This window comes from Acinetobacter sp. ANC 4636 (assembly GCF_054454555.1).
Genome location: NZ_JBTKVD010000006.1, coordinates 207949 through 230316 on the forward strand (window position 1 = coordinate 207949; position 22368 = coordinate 230316).

The window sequence follows — 22368 nt, forward strand, 5'->3', positions numbered from 1 at the left end:
TGTTAGTTACAATGGAAAAATTCAGGCTGTTGATAGAGTTGAATTTTTGAAAAACCTGCGTGTTCCCATTGCCTTACGCTTATTCTTAACTGTGTTGTTGACCACCGTTATTATTACGACGGTGAGCTTGGGTGTGTTTCAATGGACCATGAAGGAAAACTTCACCAAGTATGTTGCTGATGTTGAAATGCAAAAACTGGATCATCTCATTGAAAACTTGGCTGGGGTATACAGTATTTATCATGACTGGGGCAATGCCATCCAGGCGCAGATTTTACAAATAGAAGGCAAGCCTAACCCTGATGATTATGATCATCTTTCACGAGTTTGGTTGCGCCGTCAATATGATATTGCGTTTCAGCAGCGCTATTTTAAAGAAAATACCATTTTAAATGTCCCGACTGGAGTTGAGCAGCAAACAGCCGTCAAAAAAGAAGGATTGTCTGTAAGCGAAATTCGATTATTACAAGAAAACCTGCCCTCTGAATATCAACCTTTTGAAGGCCTGAGCTTTCCTTTAAAAAATGGTGCTCTTTGGAATCGTAAGCCGCCACAGGACAACCATAAGCCTAAAGTGGGCGAATCTTTGCTCGCTAGTGCGCCACCTGAAGGCAAAAAACGTTTTATTCCGATGCCCGATAAATTGGGGTTAAGTTCGCGTTTATCTTTGTATGATGCGAAAAAGCATTTTATCGTCGGTGAGCAAAATACAGGTGCGGTTTCATTTCGCCCGATTACTGTCAATAATCAGGTCGTTGGATATTTGGGCTTAAAACCTGTTCTTGATCAGGAAGATGCACTTAGCCTCAATTTCTTTAGTACCCAAAAGCAGGTTTTACTGCTGATTTATGCAGTCACGGTATTTGCCAGTTTACTCCTTGCCCTGTTACTTGCGACTTATTTTAAGAAACCGATTCACCAACTGTTGCGTGTTGCCCGTGAGTTAACAAAAGGGCACTATGAATCCAAAATGCAGGTCAAACGTAATGATGAACTGGGTGATTTGTCCAATCAAATGAATCAGCTTGCCGAGATTTTGCATCAACATGAATTATCGCGACGTCAGTGGGTTGCCGATACCTCCCATGAACTTAAAACTCCGCTTGCGGTGTTGCAGGCACAGATTGAAGCCATGCAAGATGGTATCCGTAAACCTACCCCTGAACATTTTGCTTCAATGATGAGTCAGGTGAGTAGCCTCAAGAAACTGACTCAAGATCTGGCAGACTTGGCACAGGTTGAAGCACAACAGTTGACCTGTTATTTTGCTGAGGTTGATCCGTGGCAGGTCGTGGTGCAGGAGGTGATTAATTTCGCCCCTAAATTTGAACAGGCTCAATTACAAGTCGAAGTGGATGGTACAGGTGCGTTATTGTCTTTAGATGTCGATCGCTTTAAACAGATTGTGGTGAATTTGCTCGGCAATAGCATCCGTTATACTGAACAAGGCGGCAAGATTCGTATTCATAGCGCACAAAATGAACAGACATGGACGTTATTTATCGATGATAGTCCATTAGGTTTAACCGATGAACAGTTGCAACGTTTGGGTGAGCGTTTTTATCGTGTTGATGATTCGCGTACCCGTAGTACGGGTGGCACAGGTTTAGGTTTGGCACTTTCAGTCAAAATTGCGACAGCTTTAGGGGGCAAGCTCAGTTTTGATCACTCACCTTTGGGTGGTTTGCGTTGCCAGTTAACTTTCCCAAAAATTCCTAGGACATAAGTTTATGAAACATATTATTTTAGTTGAAGATGAAGTTGAATTAGCGGGGCTGGTTCGTGACTACTTGGAAGCGGCGGGCTATGAAGTCAGTATGTTTCATGATGGACAAGAAGCCTATAACAGCTTTTTACAACGCAAACCGAGCCTGATGATTCTGGATTTGATGGTGCCACGTATGGATGGCTTGACCATCTGCCGTAAAGTCCGCGAACAGTCTAACTTGCCGATTATTATGGTGACTGCACGGACTGAAGAAATTGATCGGGTACTGGGCTTAAATATGGGTGCAGATGATTATGTCTGTAAGCCATTTAGCCCAAAAGAATTGGTTGCACGCGTACAAGCCGTGTTACGCCGTTTAGAGCGTAAAGCCGAACCTGAAGACAATGATCTGTTTCGTATCGACAAGTCTCAGCAACGCATTTGGTATAAACAAAAAGCCTTGAATTTGACCCCAACCGAATTCCGCTTGTTAGAACTATTTTTAGAGCATGTTGGACAAGTCTATTCACGGATTCAACTGCTCGATCATATTAACCCTGACAGTTTTGACGTGGCTGACCGTGTAATTGACAGCCATATTAAAAACCTGCGCCGCAAGATTTCTGAAGTCGCAGAAGATGATAATCGCCATGAATGGGTACAGGCTGTGTATGGTGTCGGGTATCGTTTTGAATATCCGAATGATTAAGTAAATAAAAAGGAGCGATAACGCTCCTTTTTTTAAGATGAACAACTCACCATTACATCGGGTACGTCGCTTGGTAAAGGCGCAAGATCGGCAGGGCGTTCACGTTCGGGTTGATAGGTAAAAGGCTGTGCCAATAATTCAAACAAACGCTCCACTTCGCTAAAGTCATCGCGCTGTGCGGCTTCAATCGCTGTCTGTGCCATATGATTGCGTAAAATATAACGCGGGTTGACCAAACGCATGGTTGCATCAAGCTGTTCAGTGTCTTGGTTTTCGCGAATGGCCTGATATTGTTGCAGGAAATGCTCAAACTGACGGGTATCGAGACAATCATCTTGAATGGCACGATATTGTTTGTCTTGTAAACGCAAAAAGCTTTGCGTGTAATCCAGTTGCTCACTTTGCATGATTTTTAAAAATGCCATGCCACAATCAAAGCTGTCTTTATGAAAGTCGGGCAGCCCCATTTTTGCAGCCAAACCTTGCTGATAAAACGCCAGAAATTTCGGTTCAAACTGTTCCAAGGCTTTGATCAAGTCCTGCTTAAACTGCTCACGATCTTCAGCTTTGGCAAGTGGCACAAGGTTGTTGATCCAGACCCATAAATTCCAGTGTCCAATGCTTGGCTGATTTTGATAGCTATAGCGTCCCTGATGGTCAGAATGATTGTTGATCCAGTTGGGGCGAAAGCGCTCCATAAAGCCGTAAGGCCCAAAATCCAGAGTTGAACCTGTAATGTTTAAATTATCGGTATTCATCACACCATGTGCAAAACCCACCAGTTGCCATTGGGCGATCATTTTGGCTGTACGCTCAATCACCTGATCGACAAAAGCAAGAATTGGCTGTTCCGCAGTCAGACATTCAGGGAAATACCATTCGATGGCTTTTTGAGTAAATTCTGTCAGTAGTTCAGGCGCGTACTGATTAATCCATTCGAAATGCCCAAAGCGAATATGACAGTCGGCTGTACGTAGCAACATTGCGCCTTGTTCAAGTTGTTCGCGCTGCACAGCATGTTGAGAGGTGGTAAATCCAATCGCATTGCTTGATGCAATACCTAAAGCATTCAGCGCGTGTCCTGCCAAGTATTCACGAATCACGGAACGCAACACTGCGCGACCATCCCCCATACGCGAATAAGGGGTTTTGCCAGCCCCTTTTAAGTGTAGGTCAATGGTTTTACCTTGCCGATCTAGAATTTGTCCAATCAGTAAACCACGGCCATCACCGAGTTGTCCTGCCCATTGTCCAAACTGATGCCCTGCATAAGCCATTGCCAGTGGTGGAAACTCAGCAAAGGTTTTTTGCCCGCTACAAATCGCAACCCAATCCTGTTGTTCTTCAGGTGACCATTGTAATTCAGTGGCTAAAGCTGCATTGAAGTGTCCCGCACGTGCGCCTTGCAATGGTTTAGGTGCTTGCTGATGATAAAGCTTGGCATTTAAAGAAGGGTACAGGGAATTAAAAATCATATAGTCGGCAGGTTTTGCAAATGTTCAGAAAGACTATAACAAAACTTCGCTTTGGAATGACAAAATAAAAAAGAGATGCACTGGCATCTCTTTTTTTAATCGCGATATAAGATTAAGTTGAAATCTTACGCAGACTTTTTACTAATACTTCCAGACGATCACGGTGGTGCTGTAAACGCTGTTCAATCAGTTGGAAATCCAGCTTTAATTTGTGATCAAACTTCTGAAATTTTTCAGTAACTGCTGCTTTTTTATGTTGTAACTCAAGCTCTTTGAGTTTTGCCATATCATTTAGCGTGTGGGTAAATGCTTCGTATTCTTGGGCAATATGTTGCTTCATACTACGCATGTCTTCATTAATGTCATGTCCATAGACCGCGAGGTCTTGTTCAGCATATTTAAATTTCATTGCCAATTCTGCTTTTTTAATATTAAAGCTTGGAATACGGCGCAGATTTTTTGCCAAACCGACTTTTGAACACGACCAGATTAGCCATTTGGTTGGGTCATATTGCCACCATTTCACACCATTACGGTAGTCATACTGAAAGATATGGTGGTAGTTATGATAGCCTTCACCCCAAGTCGCAATCGCTAACCAGAAGTTGTCACGTGCGGTATTTTCGTCAGTATATGGACGTTTACCAAACATGTGGCACAGTGAGTTAATAAAGAAAGTTACGTGGTGACTCAGGATCAGGCGGAGTAAACCACCTAATAAAATTACACCCCATAAGTCGTCAACTGCCCAGCCAATTGTACCCAAGATCACCACATGTACGGCAATCACCAAAGGCACATAGTATTTGTCTTGGAACATCACGACTTTATCATTAAGCAAATCAGGCGCATTTTTATAGTTTGCTGTAGCCGCAGGATAATCACGAATCATCCAGCCTAAGTGGGCATACCAGAAACCTTTTTCAATCGAATACGGATCTTGTTCAATATCATCAACATGGCGATGATGAGTACGGTGTCCAGAAGCCCAGTACAAAATACTGTTTTGCACAGCAAACGTACCACCGAGCATCAGGATAATTTTTAGTGGGAGAGCCGCTTCATAGGCACGGTGTGCCCATAAGCGGTGATAGCCCGCTGTAATACTTAAACTACTCAGCGCGAGTAGAAAAAATAGGCTTACCCACGCACTGACAGAAAAATCGTGGTAATAAGCATATAGCGGTATGGCAATCAGGGCAGCAATGGGAGTCCCCAACAACGTAATGGTTGCTGTCCAGTTAATCGGTGCTTTTGCTTGGGGCAGGGGAGTCATATGCAGCGACGCTCCTAAGAGTAAATAGGGTCAACCTTCAAAAATTTAATACTGATGGCTGTTCAGAGACATCTTTATAGAATAGATGCTTTAGCAATATTATACACTTGTATTTTAAAAGCTAAAGATAAACTTTCGATCAATATCTTCTGTCTAAATATTACTCTAAAATTCCCAGCTGATGTTGCATTGTTTTTGGAAAATCGGTGATTAACCCATCAATGCCTTGATCTAGTAAGTTTTTTGCTCTTGATACATCATTGACTGTCCAGACACTCACTGCCAGTTTTGCTAGTTTTGATAATTCAATCATATCAGGCGTTGCGAGTTTATCTTTCCAGCCAATGCGCGCACAACCATATTTTATTGCTTTTTCAATAGCTTGGGTTTTAATGTTGTCTTCAATCAGTAGACCGCGTTGAAACTGGCTTTGGCTGCGCTGTAATGTCTGTAAGATTTTTTCATCGAAGCTGGTAATGGTTGCTGATCGTTCAAAACCTTTTAATTGTTGTTGTAATGTCCCAATAAGACGTTCGGCCTGAGCTTGATCGGCAACAGCTTTAATTTCAACTTCAATATGCTGAAAGTCCTGCAATAAATCGAGAACCTGTGATAGACACGGGGTTGGTTCGTGATTTTCCCAGTTTTTCCATTTGGAGCGGTGATCATGGTGAGCCAGATCATGTCGCTGGCTTTGGTAAACAGAACCCACTTTTCCTGACGTCCGAAAAAAATTGTCATCATGTATGACAATAAGCGTGTCATCTGGAAGTTGGCGGACATCGAACTCGACTGCCTTAATGCCCAGCTGTTTTAAATAAGCAAAACCACCAAGGGTATTTTCAGGTGCTTCACCACGTGCACCACGATGACCAATAATTTGCATTCATGTGCCAAATCAAATTGATAATGAATTTATTCTACGCTGAAAATGCTATTTTTGTCTTTGCCAGTACATTTCTTTGCCATGTTCTTCAAGTTGTAAACTACGAGATGCAACAAATAACCAGTCAGACAGGCGGTTAAGTAGCAGGAGTGAGGTTTTCTGAATATTTTGATCACGCTTTTGCAGGCTGATAAGACTACGTTCAGCACGGCGACACACAGCGCGTGCCTGATGTGCATAACTGCATGATAATGAGCCTGCTGGTAAAATAAACTCTTTGAGCATTGGCAGATATTTATTCATGGCTTCAATATCTGTTTCCAAAAATAGCAAGGCAGATTCTTGAACCATAGAAAAGTTGGGAATGCAGACTTCGCCACCCAGATCAAATAACCAGTGTTGGATGAGGCTTAAGCTTTTATCCCAGCGCTGTTTTTCATCTGCCTGAATATTGCTGTTGACAACTTGTGCACGTAATACACCGATGACGCTATTGAGTTCATCAATATCTCCGAGCGTTTGGATACGTAAATCATCTTTTTCAACACGTGTCCCATCGCCAAGCCCTGTAGTGCCATCATCGCCAGTGCGGGTTGAAATTTTACTTAAGCGGTGACCCATAAGTAGTTCCTTTAAATGATAAAAAAGGATAATGCCTTTAAAAACATTATCCATAAAAATGCGCTGATAAAATACTTTTTTAAAAGTTTAGAAGCTTAATGTTACCCCGACAGTGGCTAAACGACCACCGTTGATGTACCACGTATCGCCATAGTAGTTGGCTTCTTTGTAGTGAACATCACCAACATTCTGAATATTGGTAAATAACTTAATATTGTCGTTCACATTCCAGTAAGCATGTAAGTCCACAGTGCTGTAGCCTGGGGTGCTTGCTGAGTTTGCCGATTCAGAAATTTTAGAATGCGATTTAGTGACCAGTGACGCACTTAAACCATAACGGGTATTTTTCAATCCTACAGTTGTGGTAAATGTTTGGCGTGGGCGGCGAATCAGATCATAACCGGTATCGTCATTAATCGCTTTCACATAAGCATATTCAGATTGAATATAGTATTGACCTTTGCTCCATTTAAAGCCAGCTTCACCACCTGTCATCTTGGCACGGTTGACATTGGCATAGGTCGAGTCTGGCCAGCCATAAACCCATTCAATCAGATTTTTAACCTTGGTTTGATAGGCAGATAAATAGCCTTGAATACCAAATGGCAACTGTTGGTCTAAACCGATTTCATAAGTGACGCTTTCTTCAGGCTTTAAGTTCGGGTTGCCATAGTAGTTGCCATAAAGTGCACTTTCATAGACATAATACAGTTCGTTCCCTGTAGGGGCTTTAAATGCAGAACCAACATTGGCATAAACACTGGTCGTTGGGGTGATTTGACCACGAATGGCAAATTGTCCAACAGTATGTGTGCCGTACTGTTTATCATCCTCTAAACGTACACCTGCCTGAGTGCTAATGCCATGATCTTGATATTGGTGCTGAATGTAGTAGCCATTTGAGTCAAGCGTCTTTTTACCATTCACAACCGATGAACCCTGAACGGTTGCATCTTTAGTGGTTGCACCAATAAGTAAATTCTCATGCTCAGTAAATTTCCAGTTCAGGTTCACATCACCTTCATCTCTAAAAGTGTTGTAGTAACCTGTATCTGTTTTTGTAGTTAACTGATCTTCAAAATGTGAATAGCGAACATTCAAAGTCAAGCTTGGTGAAAGTTCTACACGGCCTTTAGCATTAATAAGGCGATTTAAAAAGTCTTGGTTACCGCCATAGTAATAACTATTACCCTTGTTTTCATCAATGCTGACACTGCCACCTAAGTTCGTATCTTCATAACCGACTTTTGCGCTATAGCCTTTTTGGTCGTAGCTTGATTTTTCAGAAGTGGTATTTAAAACAGGCGTGCCATCACTTTCCATGCGTTGTCCACGAACTTGCGCGTAGAAACCTTGGTCAAGTTTAAGGTTGGCACCGACAATCGATTTATAGGTGTTATTTTCACCGTACTCGGTCGTGATAAATGCACCAGATTTTTTTGGTGGAGCACTAATAATTTGAATTACGCCACCAATCGCATCGGAACCATACTGAACTGATGCAGGGCCTTTAAGGACTTCAATGCGCTCAGCGTCAGTTAAGTCTAAATATGGAATGCTGGCATTGCCATCTAGGGCAGTGTTAATGACGGCACCATCTTTCATTAAAAGGGTATGATCTGAATTAGTCCCGCGAGTAAACACTGATGTAATCTGACCGATACCCCCAGATTGCACTACATTTAAGGCAGCATCTTGTTTTAAAAGCTGACCTAGATCTGCAACTGGCGATTGTTGAATGGTTTTTTGGTCAATCACATCAATTCGGGCTGGAACGTTCTTGATTGGCTCTGCGGTGCGAGATGCGGTTACAACAATTGTATCTAAAGGTGCGACATCTTGGTCGTTGTTTGCGGTTTGGTTATCTGCTGCATGAGCTGCTGCTAAAAAACCTGTTGCAAGTGCAATCGCACCAGCTAACGCAGTGGGCTTAAAAAGAAACATGGTTTGCTCCATACATTCACTCCCCGTGAATGATTTATCGAAGTAAACAACAAGCAGGTCTTCGGACTTCCAATATAGTTATAGATATAACCGGCATATTCGTCTTCCCATTTAAAAAAACAGTGACGTGAGTGAATGACTCAAACAATATGCGTTTCATTGTTACCGCTGCGGGGGCAGTGTTGGGTTTTCACCAACTTCCCTAAAACTTGTTGCTATAAATTGCGCCAAAGTATACGAGCTTTACATGAGTGAAACAATCAACAGACACAGATTGTGTTGAAAGCTGAAATTGTCTCTAGATTTTATGGTCTGTTTTCCGTTTTAATCGGCAGTATGCTTTTTATTAAACCAGATGATCTATGCGAACCAGAGCAAAAATTTGTGGAATTACCCGAGTAGAGGATATTCACAGTGTGGTACAGGCAGGTGCAGATGCGATTGGCCTAGTGTTTTATCCACCCAGCCCACGTTCTGTCACTGTAGAGCAAGCCCAGCAATTGCTGGCCCATGTTCCGCCTTATGTACAAACAGTCGGATTATTTGTAAATGCCAGTGCCGAAGAAATCTTGGCTGTGCTGCAAAATGTTGCATTAGATGTTTTACAGTTACATGGTGATGAAAGCCCTGAAACCTGCCAGCAAATTGCACAACTGACCAAACGCCGTTGGTATAAAGCGATTCAGGTGAAACCTGATTTAGACCTAATAAACGAAATTCAACGCTACCAACAAGCGGGCGCAAGTGCTATCTTACTTGATGCTTGGCATCCTGACTTAAAGGGTGGGACAGGTTTACAATTTGATTGGTCGCAATTCCCGAAACTCGATATTCCACTGATTTTGGCTGGGGGCTTGAATCCTGACAATATTGCCGAGGCAATCGCATTGACACAACCTTTTGCGGTTGATGTGAGCGGTGGTGTAGAAGCCCAAAAAGGGATTAAAGATCAACGATTAATCAAAAAATTTATGCAAGGAGTCCATTGTGGATCAGCAAAACGAAGTGATTGACTATACACAATATCCAGATGCTAAAGGACACTTTGGCATTCATGGCGGACGATTCGTGTCAGAAACATTAATGGCTGCATTACAAGATTTAGAAAATCTGTATAACAGAATGAAAAATGATCCAGCGTTTTTGGCAGAATTTGACCGTGATTTGGCTTATTACGTTGGCCGCCCAAGTCCACTTTATCATGCTGAACGATGGTCTAAACATTTAGGTGGTGCGCAAATTTACCTAAAACGTGAAGACCTTAACCATACAGGCTCGCACAAAGTAAATAATACGATTGGTCAGGCATTGCTGGCTAAACTCTCAGGTAAAAAACGCATTATTGCCGAAACAGGTGCAGGTCAGCACGGCGTGGCAACTGCGACCATTGCAGCACGTTTGGGGCTAGAGTGCGTAGTTTACATGGGTGCTGAAGATGTAAAACGCCAAGCCATGAACGTATATCGTATGCGTCTACTCGGTGCAAAAGTTGTTCCTGTTGAAAGTGGTTCAAAAACACTCAAAGATGCATTAAATGAAGCGATGCGTGACTGGGTGAGTAATGTTGATACCACGTATTATGTGATTGGTACAGTTGCAGGACCACATCCGTATCCGCAATTGGTACGTGATTTTCAATCCATCATTGGGCGCGAAGCACGCCAGCAGATTTTAGCGCAAGCAGGTCGTTTACCTGATGCACTTGTTGCCTGTGTAGGTGGTGGTTCAAATGCTATGGGCTTGTTCTATCCATTCCTGAACGACTACGATGTCAAAATGTATGGCGTTGAAGCTGCGGGTCATGGTATTGAAACAGGCAAACACTCCGCACCTTTAAATGCTGGACACGTTGGCGTACTGCATGGTAACCGTACTTACCTGATGAGTGATGCTCAAGGCCAGATTATTGAAACCCATAGTATTTCTGCGGGGCTTGATTACCCTGGTGTTGGGCCAGAGCACAGCTTCCTAAAAGATATGAAGCGTGTACAGTATGTCCCAATCAACGATGAAGAAGCATTGCAAGGTTTTCGTGACCTGACCCAGATTGAAGGCATTATTCCTGCGCTTGAAAGTGCACATGCTATGGCTTATGTCACCAAACTTGCACCAACCATGTCAAAAGATCAGATTATTATCGCAACCGTGTCAGGCCGTGGTGATAAAGATTTGCTGACAGTTGCACGTATAGATGGTATTCCATTGGTTGAACTATAAAACAAGATTTCAATCAAAAGAAAGGCGGACTGATTACAGTCCGCCTTTTGTTTTTGAGGTATTTTTATAAAAAAGCAGAATACTGATGATGAATAGGTCGAATAAATTTTAAGCGTGTGCAAACATTTTGCCATGTGAGTAAAGCTTAGACATTTATTTAATTTATTGTTTTATATATTTTTATTAATTATAAATTCCGTGTGAAGTCAAAAAAGCAATTCAGAATATGCCTAAAAATTAGGAAGGTTTGATCATTGAGAAAAACTATCAAATATTGATTAATGTAGCTTGCGGATTGTTTCATAAATGTTGAATCAAATCAGGCAGCTTTTGGCGCTGTGCAATGTATAAAAAATAGCGTTACAATGCGGTGTCATGTAAACACAGCACACACTATTTTCATGCAAGGAAAGTAAAATCTATGTCTCGTCTAGCCACACGTTTTGAACAGCTTCAATCTAAACAACAAAAAGCTTTGGTTTCTTATGTTATGGCGGGCGACCCTCATCCAGAGGTTACAGTACCATTATTGCATCGCATGGTTGATGCAGGTGTCGATGTGATCGAATTGGGCTTGCCTTTTTCTGATCCAATGGCAGATGGCCCTGTAATTGCACTTGCTGCAGAGCGAGCGCTTGCTGGTGGAACAAATACCCTAGATGCTTTGGCTATGGTCAAAGAATTTCGCCAAAAAGATCAAGAAACACCAGTCGTTTTGATGGGCTATTTAAACCCTATCGAAGTTATTGGTTATGAGAATTTTGTTGAAAAAGCCCATGAAAGTGGTGTCGATGGTATTTTGTTGGTGGACTTGCCGCCAGAAGAATCTGACCAGTTTAATCAGGTGTTAAGCCAATACAACATGAATCAGATTTTCCTGTTAGCACCAACGTCAACTGATGAACGTATTCAACATGTCATAAAACAAGCCAGTGGTTTTATTTATTATGTGTCACTGAAAGGTGTAACAGGCGCAGCAACTTTAGATACGTCTGAAGCAGCAAAACGTATCGAAAAAATTAAAGCACAAACCAGCATTCCTGTTGGGGTTGGTTTTGGGATTAACGATGCACAAACTGCAAAAGCTATGGCAGCAGTTGCTGATGCCGTGATTGTCGGTAGTGCTCTCGTTAAGCCTTTTGCAACGTTGCCACCGGAACAAGCCGCAGAACAAACGGTTAATAAAGTCAAGGAGCTTCGAGCTGCGCTCGATGAGTGAATATGAATCAAGAAGTTAAACCAAGTAAAGTTCTGAACCCATCGACACCTTGGACTGATCGCCCAGTTCCTGGAATCCATGTACCAGATGCCCAAGAAACATTAAAGGCAAGTTTTACTGAACCGACAGTTGAATGTCCAGAGTGCCGTTCATTGATCACACTAACAGCAATGAGCTTTAATGCCTATGTTTGCCCACAGTGTGATGAACATTTGCGTATGCGTGCGCGTGAGCGTTTAACATGGTTCTTCGATCAGGTAGATACCGAGCTTGGTCAGGAATTTATTGCTAAAGATCCATTGAATTTTGTAGATAGCAAGCCATATCCTGCACGTATGCAAGAAGCGCAAAAGAAAACTGGCGAGTCTGAAGCATTGGTGGTTTTACAAGGTACTTTAAAAGGCGTAGCAATGACAGCTTGTGCTTTTGAATTCGACTTTATGGGCGGTTCAATGGGTACAGTGGTCGGTGATCGTTTTGTACAGGCAGCTGAAAGCGCGATTGCGAAAAAACAACCGTTCATCTGTTTTGCTGCTTCAGGCGGTGCACGTATGCAAGAAGGCATGTTGTCTTTGATGCAAATGGCGCGTACTTCTGCTGCAATTGAAAAAGTGAAAGCAGCAGGCTTGCCTTATATCGTGGTGCTTACTCACCCTGTATATGGTGGTGTGACTGCATCATTGGCAATGTTGGGTGATGTTCATATTGCTGAACCGAAAGCCATGATTGGTTTTGCAGGTAAACGAGTTATTGAACAAACTGTACGTGAAAAACTCGAAGAACCGTTCCAACGTGCTGAATACTTGCTTGATCATGGTGTAGTCGATCAAATTGTTCATCGTCATGCATTACGTGATACTGTATATCGAATCGTAAGTAAGCTGATGAATATCTAAATTGAACACAATAGCACCACAAGCTACGGATAGTCTTTACACATGGCTCAACTATTGGGGTCATGTGCATGTAACAGGAATTGATTTGGGCTTAGAGCGCGTCATTCCTGTTGCGCAAAAATTAAAAGTGACTCAAACTTCTGCCAAAGTCATTACTGTTGCAGGAACCAATGGTAAAGGTTCAACTACGACCACCATCGCTGCTATTTTACAGCAGGCAGGTTATAAGGTGGCACTTTACCAGTCTCCACATATCTACCGTTTTAATGAACGCGTCAAAATTTCAGGCTTGGAAGCCACCGATCAAGAGTTGGTTGATGCTTTTGTACAAGTTGATCAAGCCCGCCGTGAATGTGGTTTAAGCCTATCATTTTTTGAAGCCACAACGCTTGCAGCATTTCTGATTTTTCAGCAAAAACAATGCGATGTCTGGGTTCTGGAAATTGGGCTTGGCGGGCGTTTAGATGTGGTCAATGTCATTGAACCTGATGTTGCCGTGATTACCAATATTGGTTTGGATCATGTCGATTGGCTCGGTGATACCATTGAAAAAATTGCCTTTGAAAAAGCAGGTATTATTCGTCCAAACATTCCGGTGATTTTTGCGGGGCAGCAACAGCTTCCACAAGCGATTCAGAATAAAGTGCAGGAATGTCAGGCACAGTTGCATGTGCTCAATCGCGATTATTTTTATCAGGAAAATGATTCAGAAACGTGGTTATTTGCGACACCTGCATCGACTTTACGATTACCTAAAGGACATTTGGCACTCGATAATATTTCAACCGCGGTTGCTGCTGTTTTTGTAAGTGGTTTGGAAATTTCTGATCAGGCAATTCGTGCAGGAATTCAAACCGCAAAGATTGCTGGGCGTTTTGAAGTTCGTCAAATTCAAAATAAAACGGTGATTTTTGATGCAGGGCATAACCCGCATGGTGTTGAATTTTTGTTAAAGCAATTGCAGAAATTTATGCAATACAATAAACAGTATTCTGAAGTTGTTACAGTTTTTTCGATGCTTGCCGATAAAGATATAGATTCTGTCGTTGAACTACTCAGCCCTGTGGTGTCTAAATGGCATATTGCGGAGTTGACTGTACCTCGTGCGGCAAGACTTGAGAAAATCCAACAAGCTTTACACAACACAGCGACACAACATTTTGCAAATGTGAAAGAGGCTTTTCAATCTGCTCTGGATCATGTAGAAGATCAACAACTGATTTTAGTTTGTGGTTCGTTTCATACCTTAGAAGCGGTTTGGGAGTACATTGAATAATGTCAATGAATAACAAACAACGTTGGATGGGAGGCGTTGTTTTATTGGGAGGTGGTGTGTTACTTGCCGCACTGCTGGTCAAAGGCACACAAGAATTAAAGCATAAGCAAGCTACTCCCTCAGCTCAGATGACAACAGCACAGCAACAAAAAACAACGCAAAAAGCTGGCAATATGCAGGCTTTGCAGCCATTAACTGTGGATGTTGAAACCGAAAAACGCTTACTTGAAGAACAGAAGCGCTCACGTGAGCGTGCGGTAGCTGAACAAGAAGCGCGTACTCAGCAATATCTACAACAACAGCAGCAGGCTGAGGCAGACGCTGCACGTAAAGCAGCTGAAGAATATGCCGAAATTAATAAACGCCGTACAGGGCAGGGCGATTCTGACAATATTCCACCTGAGGTTAAGCCTGACAGTAAAAATAAAGCGACAGATCAACAACATCAGATTAAGCCTGACAGTAAAAGTAAAGCCACAGATCAACAACATCAGGTAGATTCTACTGCAAAAAAGAAGCTCGCTGATGATGAAGCAGCCAAGCATCAAGCGGCTGTAGATGCCAAGAAAAAGGCAGATGCAGAAGTGAAAAGACAGGCTGATTTGGAGGCGAAAAAGCAGGCTGAACGAGAGGCTAGGAAAAAGGCAGAAGCAGATGAACAAAAGAAAGCAGATGAAGAAGCTCATCGTCGGGCAGTAGCCAAGAAGAAAGCTGAATTAGAAGCACAGAAAAAAGCGGATGCGGAAGAAAGGCGCCAAGCGGATGCAGAAGAAAAGCGTAAAGCCGATGCTGCAGAAGCAAAACATAAAAAGGCACTAGAAGCCAAACATAAAGCTGCTTTAGATGCGAAGAAAAAAGCAGATGATGATCAAGATACGGAGATTAAGAAAAAAGACAAAAAAGCTGATGCTGACAAAGCACGGGATTTGCTCGAAGGTAAGAAAAAGTGGATGGTACAGGTATCACTTGCAGCAAATCAGGCGAATGCAGATGCTACGGTTTCCAAGCTACGTGCTAAAGGTTATAAAGTGGTGACTAGTCCAACCTCGAAAGGTATTCGGGTAATGGTAGGCCCTGCGAAAGATCGTGAAACTGCAGATACAGCACGTCGAAAAATCCAAGCTGACAGTAGCTTAGGCATGAAATCAGCATGGATTATTGACTGGGTACCACTCGATCAGCGTTAATTTTATTGGGTTGGATGTGCCAGTTGCTGATGCATCCAGTCAATATTTTCAGTTTTAAATAACCCATCAATATTCATCCAGATAGGGTGAAAGCCATAACCTCCATGTTTCATCTCATTGATTGCATCATGACTTGACCAGTTCTCCAGTAAAATTCGAGACATGGCAACCATCGTACCTGTACGGTCTGAGCCATGATAACAATGAATTAATACCCGTTTATGCTGTGCCTTTGCTGTCTGTAAAATCTGCATGACCTTGACAATATCTTGTCGTTGAATATCCCAGGTATTGATTGGGATATGAAATAACTGAACAGGAGTATGTTGCAGTAACTGACTATCTTCATTATGAACCCGCAGATTAATGACAATATCAATCTGTTGCTGTTGTAAATAGGGAAGTAGTTCGGATGAAGGCTGTTCACTACGGTATAGCCATGAGTTAACACGATAAAAATTGTAGTGTTTATCTACAGCAATTCCCCAGTTTGGAGGGCGCTGAGCATCGGGTAAAGCACTGCTTTGCATACAGCCTTGTAAAAATAGACCAGTTGTTATGGCGATAATAAACCAGCGATAAGATCGAACCTGCATGATCATGAACATTCGTCGTAGAATTGCTTTAAATTAATGACAATTTGGGTCTGTTACAGCAGGTTTTGTGTAAAAAAAAGCCTATTAAAAAATAGGCTTGGAGAAATTTTTAGACAGTTTTTAAACATTTATTTTAGGTTAGGTTGTGGTGTTAAACGTAAATACGGTTTTACGGCAGTATAGCCTTTTGGAAAACGCTGTTTTAACTCACCTTCATCTTTTAAGCTCGGTACAATCACGACATCATCACCATGTTGCCAGTTGGCAGGAGTGGCGACTTTATAGTGGTCGGTTAATTGTAGCGAATCAATGACACGTAAAATTTCGTTGAAATTACGCCCTGTTGATGCGGGATAAGTAATGATTAAACGGACTTTTTTATTCGGGTCAATAATCACTAAAGAACGAACTGTCGTGGTTTCACTGGCATTTGGATGTAAGAAACCATATAGCTCCGACACTTTACGGTCTTTATCTGCCAAAATTGGAAAGTTAACAGTTGTCGCTTGAGTTTCGTTAATGTCCTTAATCCAGCCCTGATGTGACTCAACATCATCGACAGACAAGGCAATCGCTTTGACATCACGTTTTGCAAACTCATCTTGCAGTTTCGCTGTATAACCGAGCTCGGTGGTACATACAGGTGTATAGTCCGCAGGGTGTGAAAATAAAATGCCCCAATGCTGACCTAAATATTCATATAAATCGATTGGCCCTTCACTGGATTGTTGCTGAAAATTCGGGGCAGTATCGCCAAGACGTAAACTCATGTGAAACCTCAAAACTTTTTATGGGTTGATGGGTTTCACTATGAACCAGTTCTTTTGCATAGAAAATACAGCTTTCTTATGTTGATATGAATAAAAAAGATAAGTGAGAAGTTTTTAGATCAAATTTTCTAGTGGTAATTGATGTGATTTAAAGTGGATAAGTTGAAAAAAAATGCGGCTTTTTACGTAAAAAACTTGTACTTCAAAAATCTAACTCCATAATAACGTCTAATTAGAAATTCATTTTTCATTTTTGACTAGCAAAATTTAGAGAGCTTATCCATGTTGGCAGGTCTGATCGGAGGTATCTTCGGTACAAAAAATGAGCGCGAACTGAAACGCATGCGTAAAATTGTCGAGAAAATCAATGCGCTCGAACCGACGATAGCCGCTCTTAGCGATGCAGAGTTGTCTGCAAAAACTCAAGAATTTAAAGATCGTTATCAAACTGGGGTAAGTTTAGACGACCTGTTGCCTGAAGCATTTGCGGTCTGCCGCGAAGCGGGTAAACGGATTATGGGTATGCGCCACTATGATGTGCAGCTCATCGGTGGTATTACCTTGCATGAAGGTAAGATTGCCGAAATGCGTACAGGTGAAGGTAAAACCCTGATGGCGACCTTGGCATGTTATTTAAATGCCTTAACAGGTCAGGGTGTGCATGTCATTACCGTGAACGATTACTTGGCACAGCGTGACGCAGAGTTAAACCGCCCATTGTTTGAATTCTTGGGTTTGACGGTTGGCACAATTTACTCAATGCAAGCGCCAGATGAAAAAGCACTTGCCTACAAAGCAGACATTACCTACGGAACCAACAACGAATTTGGTTTTGACTATTTGCGTGACAACATGGTGTTTTCTCTAGCTGAGAAAAAACAGCGTGGTTTAGTGTATACGATTATCGATGAAGTCGACTCCATCTTGATTGATGAAGCGCGTACACCGCTGATCATTTCAGGGCAAAGTGAAGATTCTTCTCAGCTTTATGCTGCCATTAATGAAATTGCTCCAAAACTGCATCCACAAAAAGAAGAAAAAGTGGCTGATGGCGGGCATTTTTGGATCGATGAAAAACAGCGTTCAGTTGAAATGACCGAAGTCGGTTATGAAGCTGTAGAGCGTGAACTGATTCAGATGGGTTTATTGCAAGAAGGCGAGAGTCTGTATTCTGCGGCTAATTTGAATTTAGTTCACCATGTATCTGCGGCTATTCGTGCCCACTTCTTGTTTCAGCGCGACGTACACTACATTATTCACAATGGTGAAGTGGTCATTGTCGATGAGCATACAGGTCGTACCATGCCTGGTCGCCGCTGGTCTGAAGGTTTGCATCAAGCCGTAGAAGCTAAAGAAGGCTTGGAAATCCAGCCAGAAAACCAGACACTTGCTACCACAACATTCCAGAACTATTTCCGTTTATACAAGAAACTTTCTGGTATGACGGGGACTGCCGATACAGAAGCGGCAGAAATGAAAGAAATTTATGGTCTAGATGTAGTTCTGATTCCAACGCATCGTCCAATGGTTCGTCAAGACCATAATGACCTGATTTACCTCAATCGTAATGGCAAATACAGCGCGATTGTGGCTGAGATCAAACGCATTCAGGAAACCCGAGCACCGATTCTGGTGGGTACGGCAACCATTGAAGCCAGCGAAATCCTGTCACAAAAATTGACTGCGGCAGGCATCAAACATGAAGTGCTGAATGCAAAACAGCATGAGCGTGAAGCAGATATTATTGCCCAAGCAGGTAGCCCAGATTCAGTGACTATTGCCACTAACATGGCAGGTCGTGGTACTGACATTTTGCTTGGTGGTAACTGGAAAGCTAAACTTGCAAAAATTGAAAACTCGACTGCGGAAGATGAAGCGCGCCTAAAAGCCGAATGGCAACGTGATCACGAGATTGTCCTAAATGCAGGCGGTTTGCATATTATCGGTTCAGAGCGCCATGAGTCTCGTCGTATCGATAACCAGTTGCGTGGTCGTGCAGGACGTCAGGGTGACCCAGGTGTTTCACGTTTCTATTTATCTTTAGAAGATGATTTGATGCGTATTTTTGCGGGTGATCGTGTGGTTGGCATGATGCGTGCGATGGGCTTAAAAGAAGATGAAGCCATTGAACATAAAATGGTCAGTCGTTCAATTGAAAATGCCCAGCGTAAAGTTGAAGCACGTAACTTTGACATCCGTAAAAACTTGCTGAAATACGATGATGTTAACAATGAACAACGTAAAATCATTTACTCACAACGTGATGCAGTTTTAGCAGAAAATACCCTGCAAGAATATGTTGAAGAAATGCACCATGATGTGATGAAGGGCTTAATTGCCAACTTTATTCCACCTGAATCTATCCACGATCAATGGGATATTGAAGGTTTGGAAAAAGCACTCAGCACGGATCTGGGCATCGAGTTGCCAATTCAACAATGGCTAGATGAAGAACGCCGCCTCGACGAAGAAGGTTTGGTTGAGCGTATTGCTGATGAAGTGGTTGCACGTTATCGTGCGCGTCGTGAGCAGATGGGTGCAGATTCAGCAGCGATGCTGGAACGTCATTTTGTCTTAAACGCACTCGATCGCCACTGGAAAGATCACTTGGCTGCAATGGATTATTTGCGTCAGGGGATTCATTTACGTGGTTATGCGCAGAAAAACCCTGAGCAGGAATACAAAAAAGAAGCCTTCAACCTGTTTGTGAATATGCTAGGTGCTATCAAATCTGACGTTGTGACAGACTTGTCATTGGTGCATGTTCCAACACCTGAAGAGCTTGCAGAAATGGAAGCGCGTCAGCAACAGCAGGCAGATTCGATGCGTTTGTCATTTGAACATGACAATGTTGATGGTCTGACAGGTGCAACATTGATGGACGGTAGCGAGGAAGATGCAGAAACCAATATTAGTTTGGACAAAAATAGCATTATTCCACCAGCGAGCCGAAATGCGCCATGCCCATGTGGTTCAGGTCTAAAATATAAGCAATGTCACGGTAAAATCTAAGCCTGACAGTAGTTTTACAAAAGCAGAACAAGATGTTCTGCTTTTTTATTGCAAGGTCATAGGCTCAGTCACTAAATTCCAGTACACTTTTAGGCAAAATTCACTGTGTAAAACCTTAAAGTATTGGTGTGACCATGAAAAAAATTAAACAGGTAATATGGCTGTCTCTATGTCTTGCTCCAGGCTTAAGCTTTGCTGCGGATACACAATCGGTTATTACAACTGCACAAACTATTGTACAAGGTAATACGACTATGGTGATTAGCCCTCGTACTGGAATCCGTTACGCATTGGGTGATACACAAGGGCGCCTGATTCAAATTCAGACAACAGCGATTGCACCTGCAAACACCGCAACAGTAAAGCGCATAGTGGCAACAAATCCAGCATTATCTGTAGAAAGCCAGCAAAAAGCAGAGCAGTCCTTGCTCAGCATGGAACAATCTAGATAGCCAATTTGTTAAATACGATAGAAAAAACCAGCCAATATGGTTGGTTTTTTCATGGGGTTTGTTTCACAGAGGCTCGATTTTTACTGACATATCTAATAAGCTAGAGCTTTATTTCACTTCTAAAAATGGATTATTAAAATGGCTGTTGGTGACGTTACAATGCCACTTATGCATGTGGTAAAAGGTGTAAAAATTGGCTCTACAGAAGCGCATGTACGTTACCCAAACCGACGAGATCTGGTGATCTTCGAGTTTGCTGAAGGCTCACACGTTGCAGGCGTGTTTACTCAAAATGCTTTTTGTGCAGCACCAGTGCGCATTTCAAAAGCCCATTTGCTAGAAAAAAATGCCCGTTATTTAGTCATCAATACAGGCAATGCCAATGCGGGTACAGGCACATTGGGTCTACAGAATGCTCAAAAAATTTGTGAGGCATTAGCCAATGTTGCTGGTGTAGCGACTCAAGAAATTTTACCCTTCTCAACAGGTGTGATTGGCGAGCAATTACCTGTCGATCGAATTATTGCAGGTTTAAAACCTGCATTTGATAGTTTGCAAGCTGACGCTTGGGCTGATGCTGCTAAAGGTATCATGACTACAGATACCACACCAAAAGGTGCTTCTGAACAGTTTGAGTTAGATGGTGTAACTTACACCATGACAGGTATCAGTAAAGGTGCGGGTATGATTCGCCCAAATATGGCAACCATGTTATCTTTTGTGGCAACTGATGCACCTGTTGCGCGTGATCTTGTACAAAAGCTTTTAAAAGATGCCGCTAATCAGTCTTTTAACCGAATTACCATTGATGGCGATACTTCAACCAATGACTCTTGCATCTTTGTGGCAACAGGTCAGGCGGGTGGTCAGGAAATCCAGTCAGCAGATGATGTCCGTTATGCAATCGTTGCAGAAGTTTTGACTCGTGTCATGAAGCGCTTGGCTCAACTCATCGTGCGCGATGGTGAAGGCGCAACCAAATTTATTACTGTAACGGTTGAAGGTGGTCAAAACACCGATGAATGCTGTGAAGTTGCCTATAGCATTGCACATTCACCATTGGTTAAAACCGCAATTTTTGCATCAGATCCAAACTGGGGGCGTATTTTGTGTGCAATTGGCTATGCCAAAATTCAGGATTTGGATGTGGAAAAAGTTCAGGTCTGGCTGGATGAAGTTCAACTTTGCAAAGATGGTGGTGCAGCCGCAGACTATACTGAAGAAGCAGGCGCACGCGTAATGCAACAATCTGAAATGACCATTCGTGTCGATTTGGGGCGTGGTACAGCAAAAGATACCGTGTATACCTGTGATCTTTCTTATGATTACGTGAAAATCAATGCCGATTATCGTTCATAATTTAAGATTTTAATTTTTTAAAGCCTCATCATTTAGATGGGGCTTTATTTTTTTATGAGATAGATGCTTGAAAATAAGAGAAAAATGTTTAAAAAAAACACAACAATGATAAAAATGCTGAATAAATAGGCTTTTGAGTGAAGAAAAGCAAGTTTTTTTGATTTCAGGTATTGACCAAAACAGGACTCACGCCTAGAATGCACACCGTACCGCACGATGTGCGATACAGCGAAAGCTGAGATGAATCGGAGCATAGCACAGCCTGGTAGTGCACCTGGTTTGGGACCAGGGGGTCGTAGGTTCGAATCCTACTGCTCCGACCAATTCCTCAAGGCAGTCATCGCATGATGTTTTGTCATCGATTAAGCGCCTGTAGCTCAGTTGGATAGAGCATCCGCCTTCTAAGCGGATGGTCACAGGTTCGAATCCTGTCAGGCGCGCCATTTTTGGTAGTCTGGTAAATAGAACCAAAACACTGTGGTGGATGTAGCTCAGTTGGTAGAGCCCCGGATTGTGATTCCGGTTGTCGTGGGTTCGAGCCCCATCATTCACCCCAATTCGGAGCATAGCACAGCCTGGTAGTGCACCTGGTTTGGGACCAGGGGGTCGTAGGTTCGAATCCTACTGCTCCGACCAATTATTAAAGAATCCGCTTAAATGCGGTTTTTTTATGCCTAAAATTTCTTGCATTTCTATTTTATATACTATTCGCTATTCGCTATTCGCTATTCGCTATTCGCTATTCGCTATTCGCTATTCGCTATT

Annotated in this window: 18 protein-coding genes, 4 tRNA genes and 1 riboswitch; of the genes, 15 read left to right on the forward strand and 7 right to left on the reverse strand. The window is 42.5% G+C overall.

From position 1 onward, the window contains the following. Positions 1-46: 46 nt before the first annotated feature. Both baeS and ACX1N5_RS08835 read left to right on the forward strand, forming a co-directional pair. Positions 47-1726: a sensor histidine kinase efflux regulator BaeS gene (gene baeS / locus ACX1N5_RS08830; RefSeq protein ID WP_458801358.1), complete on the forward strand. Its 1680-nt coding sequence runs from the start codon at positions 47-49 to the stop codon at positions 1724-1726. 4 nt (positions 1727-1730) lie between these two features. Next, positions 1731-2417 carry a response regulator gene (locus ACX1N5_RS08835; protein ID WP_004749694.1) on the forward strand — a complete coding sequence of 229 codons (687 nt, stop codon included), beginning with the start codon at positions 1731-1733 and terminating at the stop codon, positions 2415-2417. A gap of 32 nt (positions 2418-2449) precedes the next feature. Here ACX1N5_RS08835 and ACX1N5_RS08840 read toward each other — a convergent pair whose 3' ends face one another. The 5 genes from ACX1N5_RS08840 to ACX1N5_RS08860 form a co-directional block, all read right to left on the reverse strand. Beyond that, positions 2450-3892, reverse strand: a complete 1443-nt coding sequence (locus ACX1N5_RS08840; protein WP_458801356.1) for a protein adenylyltransferase SelO — start codon at positions 3890-3892, stop codon at positions 2450-2452. 112 nt (positions 3893-4004) lie between these two features. Next, positions 4005-5168 (reverse strand): acyl-CoA desaturase, encoded by a 1164-nt coding sequence (locus tag ACX1N5_RS08845; RefSeq protein ID WP_458801354.1) that lies wholly within the window; start codon positions 5166-5168, stop codon positions 4005-4007. Between the two features lie 160 nt (positions 5169-5328). Further along, complete coding sequence (locus tag ACX1N5_RS08850) at positions 5329-6054, reverse strand: glycerophosphodiester phosphodiesterase (protein ID WP_458801352.1); 726 nt, start codon at positions 6052-6054, stop codon at positions 5329-5331. A 48-nt stretch (positions 6055-6102) separates the two neighbouring features. Next, complete coding sequence (locus tag ACX1N5_RS08855) at positions 6103-6675, reverse strand: cob(I)yrinic acid a,c-diamide adenosyltransferase (protein WP_131381218.1); 573 nt, start codon at positions 6673-6675, stop codon at positions 6103-6105. 87 nt (positions 6676-6762) lie between these two features. Then, positions 6763-8619, reverse strand: a complete 1857-nt coding sequence (locus ACX1N5_RS08860) for a TonB-dependent receptor plug domain-containing protein (protein WP_458801350.1) — start codon at positions 8617-8619, stop codon at positions 6763-6765. 35 nt (positions 8620-8654) lie between these two features. Next, a riboswitch (cobalamin riboswitch) is annotated at positions 8655-8847 on the reverse strand. 134 nt (positions 8848-8981) lie between these two features. On the opposite strand from ACX1N5_RS08860, the gene ACX1N5_RS08865 reads away from it, so the two are divergent. The 6 genes from ACX1N5_RS08865 (at position 8982) to ACX1N5_RS08890 (ending at position 15414) form a co-directional block, all read left to right on the forward strand. Next, positions 8982-9632 carry a phosphoribosylanthranilate isomerase gene (locus ACX1N5_RS08865; protein WP_458801348.1) on the forward strand — a complete coding sequence of 217 codons (651 nt, stop codon included), beginning with the start codon at positions 8982-8984 and terminating at the stop codon, positions 9630-9632. Then, a complete protein-coding gene (trpB, locus tag ACX1N5_RS08870) occupies positions 9607-10836 on the forward strand; it encodes a tryptophan synthase subunit beta (protein WP_458801346.1) in 1230 nt (409 codons plus the stop codon). Before ACX1N5_RS08865 ends, trpB begins: the two co-directional genes overlap by 26 nt. A 421-nt stretch (positions 10837-11257) precedes the next feature. Then, positions 11258-12055 (forward strand): tryptophan synthase subunit alpha, encoded by a 798-nt coding sequence (trpA, locus tag ACX1N5_RS08875; RefSeq protein ID WP_131381213.1) that lies wholly within the window; start codon positions 11258-11260, stop codon positions 12053-12055. A 2-nt stretch (positions 12056-12057) separates the two neighbouring features. Next, the gene (gene accD / locus ACX1N5_RS08880; RefSeq protein WP_004749682.1) at positions 12058-12951 is read left to right on the forward strand and encodes an acetyl-CoA carboxylase, carboxyltransferase subunit beta; all 894 of its coding nucleotides are present in this window, start codon (positions 12058-12060) and stop codon (positions 12949-12951) included. A gap of 1 nt (position 12952) precedes the next feature. Beyond that, positions 12953-14227: a bifunctional tetrahydrofolate synthase/dihydrofolate synthase gene (gene folC / locus ACX1N5_RS08885; protein ID WP_458801344.1), complete on the forward strand. Its 1275-nt coding sequence runs from the start codon at positions 12953-12955 to the stop codon at positions 14225-14227. After that, positions 14227-15414 carry an SPOR domain-containing protein gene (locus ACX1N5_RS08890; protein WP_458801342.1) on the forward strand — a complete coding sequence of 396 codons (1188 nt, stop codon included), beginning with the start codon at positions 14227-14229 and terminating at the stop codon, positions 15412-15414. The genes folC and ACX1N5_RS08890 overlap by 1 nt, the downstream gene beginning before the upstream one ends. Positions 15415-15416: 2 nt before the next feature. Here ACX1N5_RS08890 and ACX1N5_RS08895 read toward each other — a convergent pair whose 3' ends face one another. Both ACX1N5_RS08895 and ACX1N5_RS08900 read right to left on the reverse strand, forming a co-directional pair. Continuing rightward, positions 15417-16016 carry a dual specificity protein phosphatase family protein gene (locus tag ACX1N5_RS08895; protein WP_458801340.1) on the reverse strand — a complete coding sequence of 200 codons (600 nt, stop codon included), beginning with the start codon at positions 16014-16016 and terminating at the stop codon, positions 15417-15419. 122 nt (positions 16017-16138) lie between these two features. Next, positions 16139-16780 carry a peroxiredoxin gene (locus ACX1N5_RS08900; protein WP_458801338.1) on the reverse strand — a complete coding sequence of 214 codons (642 nt, stop codon included), beginning with the start codon at positions 16778-16780 and terminating at the stop codon, positions 16139-16141. Positions 16781-17062: 282 nt separating this feature from the next. Between ACX1N5_RS08900 and secA the strand changes: the two genes are divergently transcribed. The 7 genes from secA (at position 17063) to ACX1N5_RS08935 (ending at position 22239) form a co-directional block, all read left to right on the forward strand. Next, positions 17063-19792 carry a preprotein translocase subunit SecA gene (gene secA, locus ACX1N5_RS08905; protein ID WP_458801336.1) on the forward strand — a complete coding sequence of 910 codons (2730 nt, stop codon included), beginning with the start codon at positions 17063-17065 and terminating at the stop codon, positions 19790-19792. Between the two features lie 134 nt (positions 19793-19926). Beyond that, entirely contained in the window at positions 19927-20244 is a 318-nt protein-coding gene (locus ACX1N5_RS08910) for a hypothetical protein (protein WP_131381201.1), read from the forward strand. Positions 20245-20382: 138 nt separating this feature from the next. After that, on the forward strand, positions 20383-21603 hold the full coding sequence (argJ, locus tag ACX1N5_RS08915; protein WP_131381199.1) for a bifunctional glutamate N-acetyltransferase/amino-acid acetyltransferase ArgJ: 1221 nt from the start codon (positions 20383-20385) through the stop codon (positions 21601-21603). Between the two features lie 246 nt (positions 21604-21849). Beyond that, positions 21850-21926, forward strand: a tRNA-Pro gene (locus tag ACX1N5_RS08920). 43 nt (positions 21927-21969) lie between these two features. After that, positions 21970-22046: transfer RNA gene (locus tag ACX1N5_RS08925), tRNA-Arg, on the forward strand. 37 nt (positions 22047-22083) lie between these two features. Then, positions 22084-22159: transfer RNA gene (locus ACX1N5_RS08930), tRNA-His, on the forward strand. 3 nt (positions 22160-22162) lie between these two features. Then, positions 22163-22239: transfer RNA gene (locus ACX1N5_RS08935), tRNA-Pro, on the forward strand. The last annotated feature ends 129 nt before the right edge of the window (positions 22240-22368 follow it).

Bases quoted from the DNA above. Each gene is read 5' to 3' on its own strand.
- ACX1N5_RS08865 (WP_458801348.1), top strand. From the start codon at position 8,982: ATGCGAACCAGAGCAAAAATTTGTGGAATTACCCGAGTAGAGGATATT.
- ACX1N5_RS08840 (WP_458801356.1), bottom strand. From the start codon at position 3,892: ATGATTTTTAATTCCCTGTACCCTTCTTTAAATGCCAAGCTTTATCAT.
- accD (WP_004749682.1), top strand. From the start codon at position 12,058: ATGAATCAAGAAGTTAAACCAAGTAAAGTTCTGAACCCATCGACACCT.
- trpA (WP_131381213.1), top strand. From the start codon at position 11,258: ATGTCTCGTCTAGCCACACGTTTTGAACAGCTTCAATCTAAACAACAA.
- ACX1N5_RS08855 (WP_131381218.1), bottom strand. From the start codon at position 6,675: ATGGGTCACCGCTTAAGTAAAATTTCAACCCGCACTGGCGATGATGGC.
- ACX1N5_RS08860 (WP_458801350.1), bottom strand. From the start codon at position 8,619: ATGTTTCTTTTTAAGCCCACTGCGTTAGCTGGTGCGATTGCACTTGCA.
- ACX1N5_RS08850 (WP_458801352.1), bottom strand. From the start codon at position 6,054: ATGCAAATTATTGGTCATCGTGGTGCACGTGGTGAAGCACCTGAAAAT.
- ACX1N5_RS08890 (WP_458801342.1), top strand. From the start codon at position 14,227: ATGTCAATGAATAACAAACAACGTTGGATGGGAGGCGTTGTTTTATTG.
- ACX1N5_RS08900 (WP_458801338.1), bottom strand. From the start codon at position 16,780: ATGAGTTTACGTCTTGGCGATACTGCCCCGAATTTTCAGCAACAATCC.
- secA (WP_458801336.1), top strand. From the start codon at position 17,063: ATGTTGGCAGGTCTGATCGGAGGTATCTTCGGTACAAAAAATGAGCGC.
- ACX1N5_RS08835 (WP_004749694.1), top strand. From the start codon at position 1,731: ATGAAACATATTATTTTAGTTGAAGATGAAGTTGAATTAGCGGGGCTG.
- ACX1N5_RS08910 (WP_131381201.1), top strand. From the start codon at position 19,927: ATGAAAAAAATTAAACAGGTAATATGGCTGTCTCTATGTCTTGCTCCA.
- ACX1N5_RS08845 (WP_458801354.1), bottom strand. From the start codon at position 5,168: ATGACTCCCCTGCCCCAAGCAAAAGCACCGATTAACTGGACAGCAACC.
- ACX1N5_RS08895 (WP_458801340.1), bottom strand. From the start codon at position 16,016: ATGATCATGCAGGTTCGATCTTATCGCTGGTTTATTATCGCCATAACA.
- argJ (WP_131381199.1), top strand. From the start codon at position 20,383: ATGGCTGTTGGTGACGTTACAATGCCACTTATGCATGTGGTAAAAGGT.